Source organism: Mesorhizobium sp. ZC-5 (assembly GCF_025753855.1).
GTDB lineage: Bacteria > Pseudomonadota > Alphaproteobacteria > Rhizobiales > Rhizobiaceae > Neomesorhizobium.
The window spans coordinates 162,743-177,614 of the sequence record NZ_JAOWPT010000010.1; the positions used below are offsets into that span (position 1 = coordinate 162,743).

The 14,872-nt window shown below is 60.3% G+C and carries 13 protein-coding genes; 5 read left to right on the top strand and 8 right to left on the bottom strand.

Translation table 11 applies throughout. The features are described from left to right. The first annotated feature begins 13 nt into the window (after nt 1-13). The 3 genes from OHD58_RS22705 to OHD58_RS22715 all read left to right on the top strand — a co-directional run bounded on the left by OHD58_RS22705 (nt 14) and on the right by OHD58_RS22715 (nt 2,494). A complete protein-coding gene (locus OHD58_RS22705; protein WP_263805792.1) occupies nt 14-925 on the top strand; it encodes an SMP-30/gluconolactonase/LRE family protein in 912 nt (303 codons plus the stop codon). A 101-nt stretch (nt 926-1,026) separates the two neighbouring features. Beyond that, nucleotides 1,027-1,998, top strand: coding sequence for a Bug family tripartite tricarboxylate transporter substrate binding protein (locus tag OHD58_RS22710; protein WP_263805793.1), 972 nt, complete (start codon nt 1,027-1,029; stop codon nt 1,996-1,998). A gap of 106 nt (nt 1,999-2,104) precedes the next feature. Next, nucleotides 2,105-2,494: a carboxymuconolactone decarboxylase family protein gene (locus OHD58_RS22715; protein ID WP_263805794.1), complete on the top strand. Its 390-nt coding sequence runs from the start codon at nt 2,105-2,107 to the stop codon at nt 2,492-2,494. A gap of 139 nt (nt 2,495-2,633) precedes the next feature. Here the strand turns inward: OHD58_RS22715 and OHD58_RS22720 are convergent, their stop codons facing one another. After that, nucleotides 2,634-3,506 (bottom strand): tripartite tricarboxylate transporter substrate binding protein, encoded by an 873-nt coding sequence (locus OHD58_RS22720; protein WP_263805796.1) that lies wholly within the window; start codon nt 3,504-3,506, stop codon nt 2,634-2,636. Between the two features lie 411 nt (nt 3,507-3,917). Between OHD58_RS22720 and OHD58_RS22725 the strand changes: the two genes are divergently transcribed. Then, a complete protein-coding gene (locus tag OHD58_RS22725) occupies nt 3,918-6,176 on the top strand; it encodes a xanthine dehydrogenase family protein molybdopterin-binding subunit (RefSeq protein WP_263805797.1) in 2,259 nt (752 codons plus the stop codon). Between the two features lie 52 nt (nt 6,177-6,228). On the opposite strand, the gene OHD58_RS22730 is transcribed toward OHD58_RS22725, so the two are convergent. The 4 genes from OHD58_RS22730 to OHD58_RS22745 are packed head-to-tail and all read right to left on the bottom strand — an operon-like array spanning nt 6,229 to nt 9,869. Continuing rightward, on the bottom strand, nt 6,229-6,867 hold the full coding sequence (locus OHD58_RS22730) for a glutathione S-transferase family protein (RefSeq protein WP_318528284.1): 639 nt from the start codon (nt 6,865-6,867) through the stop codon (nt 6,229-6,231). Between the two features lie 41 nt (nt 6,868-6,908). Then, entirely contained in the window at nt 6,909-8,414 is a 1,506-nt protein-coding gene (locus OHD58_RS22735; RefSeq protein ID WP_263805799.1) for a tripartite tricarboxylate transporter permease, read from the bottom strand. Between the two features lie 10 nt (nt 8,415-8,424). Continuing rightward, nucleotides 8,425-8,859 (bottom strand): tripartite tricarboxylate transporter TctB family protein, encoded by a 435-nt coding sequence (locus OHD58_RS22740; protein WP_263805800.1) that lies wholly within the window; start codon nt 8,857-8,859, stop codon nt 8,425-8,427. Between the two features lie 56 nt (nt 8,860-8,915). Continuing rightward, nucleotides 8,916-9,869, bottom strand: coding sequence for a D-2-hydroxyacid dehydrogenase family protein (locus OHD58_RS22745; RefSeq protein WP_263805802.1), 954 nt, complete (start codon nt 9,867-9,869; stop codon nt 8,916-8,918). A 571-nt stretch (nt 9,870-10,440) separates the two neighbouring features. Here OHD58_RS22745 and OHD58_RS22750 point away from each other — a divergent pair. Then, nucleotides 10,441-11,259: an alpha/beta fold hydrolase gene (locus OHD58_RS22750; protein WP_263805803.1), complete on the top strand. Its 819-nt coding sequence runs from the start codon at nt 10,441-10,443 to the stop codon at nt 11,257-11,259. A 146-nt stretch (nt 11,260-11,405) separates the two neighbouring features. Here OHD58_RS22750 and OHD58_RS22755 read toward each other — a convergent pair whose 3' ends face one another. The 3 genes from OHD58_RS22755 to OHD58_RS22765 are packed head-to-tail and all read right to left on the bottom strand — an operon-like array spanning nt 11,406 to nt 14,866. Next, a complete protein-coding gene (locus OHD58_RS22755; RefSeq protein WP_263805804.1) occupies nt 11,406-12,998 on the bottom strand; it encodes a GMC family oxidoreductase in 1,593 nt (530 codons plus the stop codon). A 1-nt stretch (nt 12,999) separates the two neighbouring features. After that, nucleotides 13,000-13,986: a branched-chain amino acid ABC transporter permease gene (locus OHD58_RS22760; RefSeq protein WP_263805805.1), complete on the bottom strand. Its 987-nt coding sequence runs from the start codon at nt 13,984-13,986 to the stop codon at nt 13,000-13,002. After that, nucleotides 13,979-14,866 carry a branched-chain amino acid ABC transporter permease gene (locus OHD58_RS22765; protein ID WP_263805806.1) on the bottom strand — a complete coding sequence of 296 codons (888 nt, stop codon included), beginning with the start codon at nt 14,864-14,866 and terminating at the stop codon, nt 13,979-13,981. The genes OHD58_RS22760 and OHD58_RS22765 overlap by 8 nt, the downstream gene beginning before the upstream one ends. Nucleotides 14,867-14,872 lie beyond the last annotated feature (6 nt).

Consider the following 14,872-nt stretch of genomic DNA (forward strand, 5'->3'; position numbering starts at 1 on the left):
CAGGAGCATCGGCGTGCGAGTTCTTGCCTCAGGCCTCAAATTTCCCGAAGGTCCTGTTGCGCTGTCCGACGGCAGCCTGATCCTCGTCGAGATACACGCCGGCACCGTAACCCGTGTCGCCCCAGACGGTGCCGTCACCTCTATGGCCCGTCTTGGCGGTGGCCCGAATGGCGCCGCTTTCGGCCCCGACGGCGCTCTCTATGTCTGCAATCATGGCGGTTATCTGTGGACCGAAGGCCCGCGCGATGCCTCACCCGCTCGCCCTGTCACCTACACCGGCGGCCGTATCGAGCGCATCGACATTGAGACGGGCGAAATGACATTGCTCTATGTCGGATGCGGTGGGCGGCAACTCAGCGCGCCCAACGATCTGGTATTCGACCGGCACGGTGGCTTCTACTTCACCGATCTCGGCAAATCGACGCCGGACCATATCGTGCACGGCGCCGTCTATTATGCGCTGCCGGACGGCTCGAGCATCCGCGAAGTGGCATTCCCGATGCAGCGACCGAACGGTATAGGCCTGTCACCCGACGAAGCGACGCTCTATGTCGCGGAGATGCCGACCGCGCGGCTGTGGTCTTTTTCGATCGAGGAGCCTGGTGTGCTGAGGCGCGACGATTCTCATGCAGCCCCTCATGGCGGCCGCTTCCTCGGCGGGTTGGGTGGGCTGCAGAAATTCGACAGCCTGGCGTTAGAAGCCAGCGGGAATATCTGCGTGGCAACGCTCGCGAGCGGCGCCATAACCGTCGTCAGCCCCTCTGGCGAAGTCGTCAGGCAGGTAGAGACCGGCGACGCGATGACCACCAACATCTGTTTCGGTGGTGCCGGCATGCGTACCGCCTATATCACGCTCGCCGGTCGTGGCGAACTGGTCGAGATGGACTGGCCGAGCCCCGGACTCAGGCCGAACTTTTCTCGGTAGCCAAGCCGCCCTGATAACCAAGGCGCACGACGCGATTGTTAATTGACCTCTTAATATGTCATGACATTATAGTATAATAAGAAAAACAACGGGAGGACGTAATGGTACTGCGAGCGCTTGCATCGTTTACTCTTCTTGTAGCCCTGCTGGCCATGCAAGGCGCGGCCGTGGCACAAGAATGGCCCGACCGTCCGGTCACGGTCATCGTGCCGGTCAACGCCGGCGGTGGCGCGGACCCGCTGGCCCGTGTGATCTTCGACGGGTTAAGCAAGAAGTTCGGCCAGAATTTCGTACTCGATTTCCGCCCCGGCGCGTCGATGATGCTCGGTGGCAACGTTGTCGCAAAAGCCGATCCCGACGGCTACACCATCATGTTCTCCGCCAAAACCGCGATCGTTAACGCGTCGCTGAACGCGAACGTCCCTTATGACCCGGTCAAGGACCTGGTGCCGGTGGTGCGCACAGCGGGAGCGCCTAACTTCGTCACCGCCAACGCCGCTGTGCCCTATAATAACTTCGACGAGTTCATCGCCTACGCGGTGGCAAATCCGGGCAAGGTAAACGGTGCCGTCTCAGGCCTCGGCGGTGGTGCCCACGCGGCTTTGGCCGTAATCCAGTCCAAGACCGGTATCCAGGTCAATCTCGTTCCCTATGCCGGTTCCGGTGGAATCCTGCCCGACCTGATGGGCGGCGCCGTCGACATTACCTTCGGGTTCTCGACAGCCTACGCGTCAGGCGTCGAGGCCGGCAAACTCAAATACCTGGCGGTGATGGCACCCGAACGTCTCCCGCTGATGCCGGATATCCCGTCGACCGACGAGAGCAGCCACAAGGGCCTCTACAGCGACAGTTGGTACCTGATCTCGGTACCGAAGGAGACGCCGCGCGCGATCCTCGAAAAACTGAACGCGGCAGTGATTGAGGTGATGAAGACGCCCGAAGCCGAAAAGAAGATCAACGATCTCGGTTTGATCGTAATCGGTGACACACCGGAGCAAGCCGCCAAAATCATCTCGGAGGAAATTGTCGAGATGAAAGGCTGGGTCGATGCGGGGCACTTCCAGGTGAACTGAACGCCATCCAGCAAATGCGAAACAGAGCGGGCATCAGGATGCGCGCGCTTGCAAAGCCTGTCGAGATCGACGGGACCACACTTAGTTAGCCAGAGGAAATACGACCATGGATCACGAACAGAAGCTTGCGCTGGGCAAACAGATCAGAACCGAGGTTCTCGGCCAGGCTTATGTCAGCCAGCCAGGCCCGGCCCCTTCGAACTTCAAGAAGGCGTTCCAGGAATTCACCGTCGAGCATTGCTGGGGGAATGTCTGGGTCCGCCCTGGACTGGAGCGCAAGACGCGGAGCATGCTCAACCTAGCGATGCTGGCCGCGATGGCGCGATGGCATGAATTCGAGATCCATGTCCGCGGTGCCCTGAACAATGGCGTGACGGAAGACGAAATCATCGAGGTGGTGTTGCAGGCCGGCGTCTACGCCGGCGTTCCGATCGCGTCGGAAGGAATGAAGGTCGCCGAACGCGCCGCCACCGCATGGCGTGAAGAAGCAAAGTAAAAACGCGACCAGTCAGCCGATCGCATAAAGAAAAGGCGCCGCATGCAAAATTGCGGCGCCTTTTGTGCTCACCAGTTCGTCCCTGGACCTGCAAGCGAGGACCGGCACCGCCGGTCCTCGCTTGCCCTTGGGAGGGAGCCTATTCAAGCTTGAAGACGCCGGCGTCGACCAGTTTCTTCATGTTCTCGACATCGGCCTTGATGAGGTTGGCTGCGTCTTCGGGAGACCCGATCGTCACCGTATAGCCGAGTTCGTTGATCTTCTTGGCGATCTCGGGCTTGGCCACGCTCACCCGCAGTTCGGCGTTCATCTTGTCGATGATTTCGCGCGGCGTGCCCTTCGGCGCGAGCGCCATGAACCAATTGCCGCGATAGACGCCCTTGTACGAACTTTCGTCGGTAGCCGGTACATCGGGCATCAGCGGATCCCGCTTGTCCGACATTGCGGCGATGTATTTCAGCTTGCCGCCATTGACGCCCGGCATGAAACCCGCCGCGAAGCCGAAGCCGATATCGACGACGCCGCTCATCAGGTCCGCCTGCTGCGCGCCGGAACCCGTGTAAGGAACGACGTTGAACTCAACGCCTGTCATGTATTGGACAGTGGTGACGGCGAGGTGGCTGTTGCCGCCAACGCCGGAAAATGCGGCGTTGACCTTACCGGGGTTTGCCTTCGCGTAGTCGATCAATTCCTGGAACGTGCTGAAAGGCGTGTTGACATTCGCCGTCAGGAAGGTTGGCGAGTCTGTGACCTGCGCAACCGCAACGATGTCGGTCTTCGGATCATACGCCACGTTGGGCATGAAATTGGCGTTCACTGCCGGCGCACCGGACGTGAAAAGCATAGTGTAGCCGTCCGGGTCCGATTTCGCGGCGGTGTTCGCTCCAATGGTGCCCGCGGCTCCAGGCCGGAAATCGAGGACGAAAGGCTGTCCCAGCCGCTTGCTCATGTCGTCAAAGATGAGCCGAGCGAGCGGGTCGGTACCGCCGCCTGCGGCCCACGGAACGATCACGATGACGGATCGGCTTGGCCAATCCGTTTGAGCATTCGCCGCATTTGTGGTGATGCCGGCCAGAAGGCCTAGGCCGATTAAGGTCGCTTTGAAAAGGCTGCTTCGTAGTTTCAATTTATCCTCCCACTTCAGACTTTTTATCAGGTGACGATTGCAAGCCTTGTCTTCCCACGTCAGTCAACGTGCGGATGCGGAGCGCGGCGAGAATATTCGCCGACGCTGACCCAAGAATGGCGCATTTGCAGGGGCATGCAGTTGCCAAATGTGTGGAAGGCAATCGTCAAAGATTATAATGTCATTTCTTTCTATGACATGTCAATGTCGCCCTTCGAGACACAGAACCAGAAAGGATGAGGAATGGCGGAGTTGCGGTTTGGCCGGTCGTTGACGCGACGCGAGGATGAACGTCTCATGCGCGGACAAGGCACTTATACGGCAGACGTGACCCTTCCAGGAATGTTGCACCTTGCGATGGTGCGATGCCCGCATCCATGCGCCCGGATCGTCGGCATCGAGGCCGAAGAAGCTCTTGCATTACCAGGAGTGATCGCGGTCCTCACTGGAGCGGATGCTGCGGCTGATGGCTTCGAAAGCGTTCTTTTCGCGGTGACGGTCAAGAGGAGCGACGACCGGGATGCCGCCAGAACCCCACGGCCGTTTCTGGTTTCCGATAGGGTTCGTTTCATCGGCGAGCCGGTTGCGCTGGTTATCGCCGAAACCGCCGAGATCGCGCGCGACGCCTCCGAACACGTGGCGGTCGAGTACGAACAACGCGACTCGGTGGCAACGGTGGCGGACGCGATCGACCCGTCCGCCACCGCCGTATGGGATGACGCGCCGGACAACGTCGCCTTCCACTGGACGCACGGCGACGTTGCGGGCGTCGACGCGGCTCTGGCGCGCGCTCATCATGTCACCAAGCTGGAAACACATGTGTCGCGCGTGGCGGCAATGCCGCTGGAGCCTCGCGCGGCAATCGGCATGGTCGACGAAGACGGTGTTCATACGCTCTACATGAGCCACCAGAGCCCCTATGCAATGCGAGGGCCGCTAGCCAAATCGCTCAATATCGAACCGGCCAAGATGCGGATCATCGTCAAGGATGTCGGTGGTTCGTTCGGAATGAAGTCGGGCTTCCTGCGCGACGAAGCCCTGACCCTCTGGGCGGCCAGGCGAACAGGAAGGCCTGTCCGCTGGGTGTCGGACCGGAGCGAGGCCTTCCTCTCCGACGAACATGGCCGGGACGTTCTGATCAAGGCCACCTTGGGACTCGACGAACGGGGCAACTTCACCGCTCTCAAAGTCGGCTACCGAATTAATATCGGCGCCTACCTGTCCGGTCGTTCCACCTCACATTTGCTAAACATAGGCGGGATCGCGGGGGTTTACAGAACGCCGCTCATCGCCGCCGATGCTTACGGCATTTTGACCAACACCCAGCCGACGGCGCCATACCGCGGCGCCGGTCGGCCGGACGCAACCTACGCGATCGAGCGTGTAATTGACGTCGCCGCGGCTGAACTGGGGATCGACCCGTTCGAACTTCGCCGCCGCAACCTGATCCCGATGGACGCCATGCCGTTCCAAACCGGTTTTCTCTACAAATATGATTGCGGCGACTTCGCCCAGAACATGGACAGGGCGGCGGAAATCGTGGACTATGAGGGCTTTGCGGCGCGGCGTGAGGAATCCAAGCGCCGAGGCCTTTTGCGAGGTATCGGCATTTCGAACCCTATCGAGGTCGCAGCGGGTCCCTTCCGGGCCATTAGCACAGATTACGGGCGCGTCGAGGCGGAAACGGATGGCACGGTAACAATATATTCCGGGACGATGTCGACCGGTCAAGGCACCGAGACGACGTTCACGAGCATCGTTTCACAGTTGCTTGAAATTCCGGTCGAGAACATTCGCTACCGCCAGGGTGATACGAATGCGCTCCATAACGGCAAGGGTAATGGCGGATCGGCCGCTCTGACCATCGGCGGTTCGGTGATGACGCTGTGCGTCAAGCAGTTGATCGAACGCGGCAGCCAACTTACGGCCGACCATTTCGACGTGCCTGTCGAAGACATCGAGTTCTCCGCCGGGGTATTCAAACGGCTGCGTACCAACCAGTCGCTGTCACTGGCCGAGACGGCGCTACTGGCGGCGGAGAAAGATCAAGAAGAACGCACTCTGTTCGGGCAAAGCGCGTTTACACCTCCCAATCCGACCTACCCGAACGGCTGTCACGTCTGCGAAGTCGAGATTGACCCGGAGACGGGCCTGGTCGACGTGCTGAACTATGTCAGCGTCGAGGATGTTGGCCGCGTTCTCAACCCGCTCCTGGTCGAGGGGCAGATTCATGGCGGCGTCGCGCAAGGCATCGGCCAGGCGATAAAGGAGCATATCGTCCACGACGCGTCCGCACAGCTCGTGACCGGTTCGTTCATGGACTACGGAATGCCGCTGTCGACTGACATACCGCAGATCGTTTGCGCCAGCGTGGAAGTTCCGACCGCCATGAATCCTCTTGGCGTCAAGGGTGTCGGCGAGGCTGGGGCTGTCGGCGGCCTCGCCGCAACGATGAATGCAGTGTGCAATGCCCTTGCCCCGCTCGGTATTCGGCACCTTGATATGCCGGCGTCACCAGGCCGCGTTTGGGAAGCCATTCAAAACGCCAAGGGATAGCAACAAACTTGTCTGCGGCCATTACTTCGCGGCGTCCAATCCGGTCTGAGGATCAGACCGGATGTGCCGACGCCGCGAAACTTGGAACGGCTGCCGCAAAACCATCAAGCCAGTCCACCAGATCGGGATAGCCCACGCGCCAGTACCCGTCGAAGCGATAATCAAGGTAGGCGAGCGCGCAGGCGAGTGCGATATGGCCGACATGCGGCGTGCCTGACAGCATCTCCCTGTGGGACATGACGAACGCAAGCGATCGTGTAACCTTCTCGCGCTGATAGTCCATCCAGATCTGGCTGAGTGCCGATCCTTCATGATGTCGCCGTTCCGACATTTGCTGGACGCTTGCGTCCATCATCCCGTCGCCAACCGCCTGCAGCCGCAGCGCCTCAAAATGGTGCTCGCCTGTAGGAATGATTCTGCCCCCACCCGCTTGCGCGTCGAGCCATTCGAGGATGACCCGTGAATCGAACAGGGCCGATCCGTCCTCGAGCACGAGCGTCGGCAGTTTGCCCAGCGGATTGAGTTGCCGAACGGGGTCTGCCGGATCGCGTGGAACGCTGGTCACCATCCGAATACGATCGGAGAGGCCGCAAAGCCCAGCGCCAACCGTTATTTTCCGGCCGAAAGGCGAGGAGGTCGATGATCGAAGTATCCACATCGGATTTACATCCAAGCTGCTTCCGCGCTGCATACCAGACCCGGCTATCACTGCCGGTCTGATATAAGGGAGGATCACTCGTCCTCGACGAAGACTTCCTCGCGCTTTTTCTTGATGGCCGGCATCACGATGAGCCCGAGTACGACTACCGCCAGCAGCAGCAGAACGCCGCTGATCGGCCGTGTCACGAAGACACTTGGATCACCGTGCGACAGGATCATCGCGCGGCGCAATTGTTCCTCGAACATCGGGCCAAGGATGAAGCCGAGGAGGAGAGGTGCTGGCTCGCAGCCGAGCTTGATCAGCAGGTAGCCGAGAATGCCGAAGATCGAGATTGAATAGAGGTCCAGTGCGTTGCTGTTCACTGAATAGATGCCGATCGCCGAAAAGGTGATGATCGCCGGAAAGAGCATGTAGTACGGGATCCTGAGCAGCCGCACCCATAGGCCTACCAGCGGCAAGTTGAGCAGGACCAGCATGAGATTGCCGACCCACATCGACGTGATAAGCCCCCAGAAAAGTTCCGGCCGTTGGGTCGCCACGTTAGGCCCCGGGACGATCCCCTGCAGGATCATCGCGCCGACCATAAGCGCCATGACCGCGTTGGAAGGAATGCCCAACGACAGCATCGGAATGAACGACGTCTGGGCGCCAGCATTGTTGGCGGCTTCCGGCCCGGCAACGCCCTGGATGGCGCCTTTTCCGAACTTGTGCGGCGTCTTCGAGATTTTGCGTTCAATCGTGTAAGAGGCGAACGACGACAGTGTGGCTCCGCCGCCAGGCAGGATTCCGAGGAACGACCCGACAGCCGTGCCCCTCAGGACAGGCCCGACGGAGTCGCGAATATCCTGCCTGGAGGGCATCAGACTGGTGATTTTCTGGATCACCATCTCGCGCGTTCGTTCGTCCTCGAGGTTACGCAGAATCTCTGAGACACCGAACACGCCGACGGCGATGGAGACGAAATTCACCCCATCCGCCAGTTCGGGCAAGCCGAGTGTGAAGCGCATCGACCCCGTGTAGATGTCCGTGCCGATGCTGCCTAGCAACAGACCGACGCCCACCATCGCCAGGGCTTTGAGAATTGAGCCATGCGCCAGTGCGACCGACGAGATGAGACCCAGCACGATCAGAGAGAAATATTCCGCTGGCCCGAACTTTAGCGCCATCTCGGTCAGTGGCGGCGCGAACAGCGCGATGACGAACGTTGCCACCGTGCCGGCGAAGAACGAACCGAGCGCTGCGATCGCCAAGGCTGGCCCGCCACGACCTTGCCGAGCCATCTGGTATCCGTCTATCGCCGTGACCGCCGCAGCGGATTCGCCCGGCAGATTGATCAGGATAGCCGTCGTCGACCCGCCATATTGCGCGCCATAGTAGATGCCGGCAAGCATGATGAGCGCCGAATCCGGTGACAGCGAAAATGTGATCGGCAGCAGCATCGCGATGGTGGCACTGGGGCCAATGCCGGGCAGCACGCCGATGAACGTACCCAGCAGTGCGCCGATGAAGCAGTAGAAGATGTTGATGGGCTGAAGCGAAGTCTGCAGGCCAAGCAATAGATCCGAGAAAAGTTCCATGATGTGCCCTCTAGACGTGGAGCCAGGGTCCGAAAACCTGAATCGGCAGCCCCAGACCGTAGTGGAAGACGCCGAGGCAGAAGACGGTCAGTACGGCGGTGATGGCCAGGGCTTGAACGAACCCGACCTTGTAGCTGGCGAAGCACGTGATCATCGATGCCAGTGCAATTGTCGGACCGAGCCCCAGGCCGCGAATGCATATGCCGAAGACAATGGGAGCGAGGCTGATCAGAATTGCGCCACGCCACGGCACCGATCCGAAAGGCGTCGTCTCGTGACCGAAGCCGCTGATGATGATGAAAAGTCCGAGCACCACCACGAGAATCCCCGCGATGAATGGAAAATACCCCGGTCCCATGCGCGACGACGTTCCCATTGTCAGCGTGGTCCAAGCAATCACGCAAAAAGCCGTACCGATCGCGATAAAGATCAGGCCGGCAGCCACGTCCTTTCCATTCACCTGCATTCACTCAGCTCCAATTGATGGATGGGCTAGCAATCTCATTCAGCGACAAGCACGCGTATGGGTGAGTGCCGCAGGAAGGCGGCGATGTCCTCGACGGCGTCCTCGAAGAACACGCGATAGCCCTCCTCGGTAGCGTATCCGACGTGCGGGGTGAGCAACGTGTTGGGCGCCTTGACCAGTGGGTGAACATCGCTCAGCGGTTCGTCGTCGAAGACGTCGAGGGCAGCGCCTGCAATCACGCCCTTTTCGAGGGCGTCGACCAGTGCGTCCTGCTTGATAATCGGTCCACGCGACGTATTAACGATGATCGCACTCGGCTTCATGGAAGCCAGTTCTTTCTCGCCGATCAGTCCTCTCGTCGTCTCGCTCAGCACTATGTGGATGGTGACGATATCGGATTGGCCAAGCAGATCAGGAAGTGCAACCCGCCTCGCCCCCACGGCACGTGACCGTTCGTCGGTCAGGTTCGGGCTCCAGGCGATGATGTCCATGCCGAAGGCCTTGGCATAACCTGCCACCTCGGTTCCTTTCCTGCCCAAGCCGATGATGCCGATCGTCTTGCCCTTGAGACCGCGCCCGAGCGTCGTCTGCCAGCGACCCTCGCGGATTGCGCGGTCTTCGGTCGCGACCTGGCGCATGTGCGCCATGATCAGCGCCCAGGTGAGTTCCGACGTTGGATACCCCAGCCCCCCGGTCCCGCACACCACGATGCCCTGTGCCCGAGCGGCCTGCAGGTCGATCGCGCTGTTACGCGAGCCGGTCGTCACCAGCAACCGCAGGCTCGGAAGACGTTTCAGCAACGATGCCGGGAAAGGGGTCCGCTCGCGCATCGCAACGATGATGTCGAAATCGCCGAGCCGGGCGACGAGGCTGGTTTCATCGGCCAGATGATCGCTGAATGCGGCAACCTCGCAACCGGATAGCGAATTCCAGTCCGCCAACCTCCGCGCGACATTCTGATAGTCATCCAGAATGGCGACTCGGACCAATATCTGCCCTCCCCGGCAAGCCCCCCGACCGTATCGCCGGATGTTGATTTCTTCACACGCAGCATGCCCTAGAACCAGAGCCAGCCGATCGCTAAACATCAGGACATCACAGGCTGCATAAAAAAACAATACACTTTCTCCAGTTTTCGTCTACATAAAACCCCTTCCGTGGCTTTAATGCGAGCCATGATACCGCTCTATCTGCGGCCATTACTACAAGTTTCGACACGTTAATACGTGCACATTTCCGAGAATTGATCGAGTATACATATAAGGTATAATGAAGTAGACTTAAGTCTGTGAAAAACATGTGTGAAGTTTGATATTGTATACTTTCTGCTTATCTTCATAAAAATGGGAGTATCGATGCCATTCCTGATGCAAAGAAACGTTATTTGGCCTCTTGAATGGCCTCGTCGCATCTATGTTGGGGTCGATCCATTGAATGTATTCTGATGTATACGGCATGACGCTTGCTGGGAAAAAGCGGAGCGTGCTCTACGGGCGATGTTGGTCACACGGCTGACCGTCCATCGGCATGGCACCCGGTTGATGATGGAAGGGAAGTCGAATGCCTTGGATCGAAATCAACGATACGATCTTGCGCTACCGGAAAGACGGCACCGGCCGCCGCACCCTGCTGCTCGTGCATGAAATGGGAGGGACACTCGAGAGCTGGGATTTCCTTGTCGAGCATTTACAGGACGACTTCGCTGTCCTGCGGTTCGACATGCGCGGCTGCGGGCTTTCGGAATGGAAGCCGGGCGGCATTGCGATCGCCGATCTGAGCGGGGACATAGCGGCGCTCCTCGACGCACTGGCCATCGACATGCCATGTGCCGTCATCGGCTGCGCGGTTGGCGCGGCAGTGGCGATCCACTTCGCGGCACACCATGCGGACCGAACTGCCGCCCTTGTCGCCATGGCGCCATCAGTCGGCCTGCCGCCTGAACGCCGCGCCGGCGCGCACGCACGGGCGGCGCAACTGGAATCGGAGGGTTCGCGTCCCAGCGTCGACGAACAACTCGCAAAAACTTATCCGAACGTCCTGCGGCGCGACATTGAGCGGTTCGAAGAGATTCGCCGTCGCCGCCTCGCAGCCAATCCTTTCTCGTCCGCAGCATTGGGGCGAATGCTCGCCGAGCTCGACCTTACCGAAGAACTGGCGCGCATCGCATGTCCCACCCTTGTCCTTGCCGGTCGCCATGACGCGGTGCGTAACCCGGAAGGGGTTGCTGAAACAGCGCGTCTCATTCGCGGCGCCGAGATGAACGTGCTGGAGTCCGGGCATTTCATGCCGCTGCAGACCCCCGATCTGGTGGCAACGGCAATAGCTGATTTCCTTGCGGCGAACTGGCTTCCCGACGCAACGCAGGGTGTTGGTGCCTGAGGATTGGTTCCTTCAAGCCGTGATTGGCCGCAAACGGGACGTTTGCACCGTGATCATTGGTCTGGCTGCATTTTCGCTGCCTGACCAATGCAGCGAAACCGTTCAAAAATGTCCCCGCTGCGCTGCGAAAGCGGCGTTTGCGGACGCTATCCGGACAGAATGAAGTCGGCTGCCTTTTCCGCGATCATCAGGGTTGGCGAATTGGTATTGCCGGAGACGATCGAGGGCATGATAGAGGCGTCGGCGATCCGCAGCCGCGCTATTCCCCGCACATTGAGCCTTTCGTCGACGACCGAATCCGGGTCGGCACCCATACGGCAGGTTCCGACGGGATGGAATATGGTCGTTCCGATCTCGCCAGCAGCGCGCACGAGATCCTGCTCGGTCTGATAGTCCGGTCCAGGCTTGAATTCCTGTGGAGCATAGGGTGCCAGAGGGGCCTGACTGACGATACGACGGGTCAATCTTATTGAGTCGGTGGCGACGATCCGGTCAGTCTCGGACGCCAGATAGTTCGGCCTGATTGCCGGCTGTTTGCGGAAGTCGCTGGAAACCGCGTGAATCGAACCCCGGCTTTCCGGCCGCAAGTTACACACGCTGGCTGTAAAGGCAGGAAACGGGTGAACCGCATCGCCGAATTTTTCCAGGCTGAGCGGCTGCACATGGTATTGTAGATTCGGCGTCTCATAGGCCGCCGAGGAACGGGTGAAGAGGCCTAACTGGCTCGGCGCCATGGCCATAGGTCCCGACCGCTTCAGCAGATACTCAAGCCCGATCGCCATCTTGCCAGCCAAACGGCTGGCCTGCTCGTTGAGCGTGCGGATGCCCGACACCTTGTAGGCCAGTCTCAGTTGCAGATGATCCTGCAGGTTTTCACCCACCTGGTTCCGCTCGAGTACGACCGGGATGCCGGCCTTCTGCAGGATCGCGCCCGGGCCGATGCCGGAAAGCTCGAGAAGATGAGGGGAGCCGACAGCGCCAGCGGAAAGGACAACCTCGCGGCGCACCCGCACTGTTTGCTGCACCCCGTCTCTGGTGAATTCAACGCCACGCGCAATCCGATCCTCGATCAGTAGCCTGTGGACATGCGCGTTGGTTTCCACAATCAGATTGCTGCGCCCGGCCACAGGACGGAGGAAGGCCTTGGCGCCGTTGACCCGCACCCCGCCGCGCTGATTTACCTTGAAATAAGAGGACCCTTCGTTGTCACCGCGGTTGAAGTCTGCGGTGCGGGGAATACCGACGGCCTCGGCGGCGGCCTGAAATGCGTCGAGAATATCCCAATGTACGCGCATTTCCTCAACACGCCATTCGCCGCCGGCCCCGTGCATCTCATCGGTACCCGCGAAATAGTCCTCGGACTTGCGAAAGTAGGGGAGCACGTCGTCCCAGCCCCAGCCGACGCAACCCATCTGTCTCCAGAGGTCGTAGTCCCTTGCCTGGCCGCGCATGTATATCATGCCATTGATCGACGAGCAGCCGCCGAGCACCTTGCCGCGCGGATAGGCAAGCGAACGGCCATTCAGGCCGGCTTCCCTATCGGTGGTGAAGCACCAATCGGTGCGTGGATTGGAGATGCAGTAGAGGTAACCGACCGGAATCTGGATCCAGAGATAGTTGTCCCGCCCACCGGCTTCCAGTAGCAGAACCGTCACATTAGGATCACGGGAAAGCCTATTCGCCAGGGCGCAACCCGCCGTGCCGGCGCCGACAATGACATAATCCACCTCGGCGAGCATGTCAGTCCTTCGAACTGCCCGCCGGATGGAAAACCCGCGCGTAAATCTCTCCGACGATGCCGCGGCGGAAGACGAGAACACAGACCATGAAGATCAGTCCGGTGGCTATGGTGACCGGGAAATCGGAGGTGGCGAGCATGTTCTGCAGCGCGACGACGAGGCCGGCGCCGACGATCGGACCGACCATGGTGCCGATGCCGCCCAGAAGCGTCATCAGGATGACCTCCCCCGACATCTGCCAGGCGACGTCGGTAAGCGTCGCGAACTGAAAGACGATCGCCTTGACCGAACCGGCCAGCCCCGCCAGCGCCGCCGACATGACGAAGGCGGCGAGCTTGTAGTTGGCGACCGAGTAGCCGAGCGAGGTGGCGCGGTTCTCGTTCTCGCGGATTGAGCGCAGGATCATGCCGAACGGCGAGTTGACAATGCGCCAGATGGCGAAGACGCCAATGAGGAACACCGCCAGCACCACATAGTAGATGTTGAGTGGCACATGCAGGTCGATGAGGCCAAAGAGGAAGCCGCGCGGCACGCCCTGGATGCCGTCCTCGCCCTCGGTGAACTCGGCCTGGACGCAGAAGAAAAAGAACATCTGCGATAGCGCCAGCGTGATCATGGCGAAATAGATGCCCTGCCGGCGGATGGCGAAGAAGCCGATGACGAGGCCGAGCAGCGCAGCACCTGCGACGCCGAGCAGGATACCGGCCTCGGGCGGCCAGCCCCACACCTTGATCGAATGCGCGGTGAAGTAGGCGGCGCCGCCGAAGAAGGCGGCATGACCGAACGACAACAGGCCGGTGTAGCCGAGCAACAGATTGAAGGCGCAGGCGAAAAGCGCGAAGCACAGCATCTTCATCAGGAAGATCGGATAGACGAAGAAAGGCGCGGCGACGAGCGCCAGGATGCCCAGCGCCACCAGCATCCATTCGAGCCGACTGGAAGATTTGCCGCGCGCCTCACGAAGCGTCAGGTCGGTCATATCAGGCATCCTTCCCGAACAGGCCGGCGGGGCGGACAAGAAGCACGATGGCCATGATGACGAAGATGACGATGTTGGAAGCCTCCGGGTAGAACACCTTGGTAAGGCCCTCGGCGAGACCGAGCATATAGCCGGTGACGATGGCGCCGAGGATCGAGCCCATGCCGCCGACCACGACGACGGCGAAGACGACGATGATGAGATTCGACCCCATCAGCGGGCTGACCTGGTAGACCGGCGCGGCGAGGATGCCGGCCAGGCCGGCAAGTGCGGCGCCGAGGCCATAGGTAAGCGTCAGGAGCAGCGGGACGTTGACGCCGAAGGCCTGGACAAGGCTCGGATTCTCGGTCGCCGCGCGCAGATAGGAGCCGAACTTGGTCTTCTCGATCGCCAGCCAGACGCCGATGCAGATGACGAGGGAGGCGACAACGACCCAGCCGCGATAGATCGGCAGGAACATAAAGCCGAGATTCGTGCCACCAGCCAAGAGTGGCGGCACCGGGTAAGGATTGCCCGAGACGCCGAAATAGTAGCGGAAGACCCCCTCCAGGACCAAGGCGAGGCCGAAGGTGAACAAGAGCCCGTAGAGCGGATCAATGTCGTAGAGGCGCGACAGCGCCAGGCGCTCGATGATGATGCCGGTGACGCCGACGATGAGCGGCGCGAGGATCAGCGCCGGCCAGTAGCCGATGCCGAGATGGGCGAGCAGCAGATAGCCGGCGAAGGCCCCCAGCATGTATTGCGCGCCATGGGCGAAATTGATGACGCGCAGGAGGCCGAAGATGATGGCCAGCCCCAAGCTCAAAAGCGCGTAGAACGATCCGTTTATGAGGCCGACCAGCAACTGGCCGAGGAACGCCTGTATCGGGATGCCGAAGATCATTGTCATGTCGGA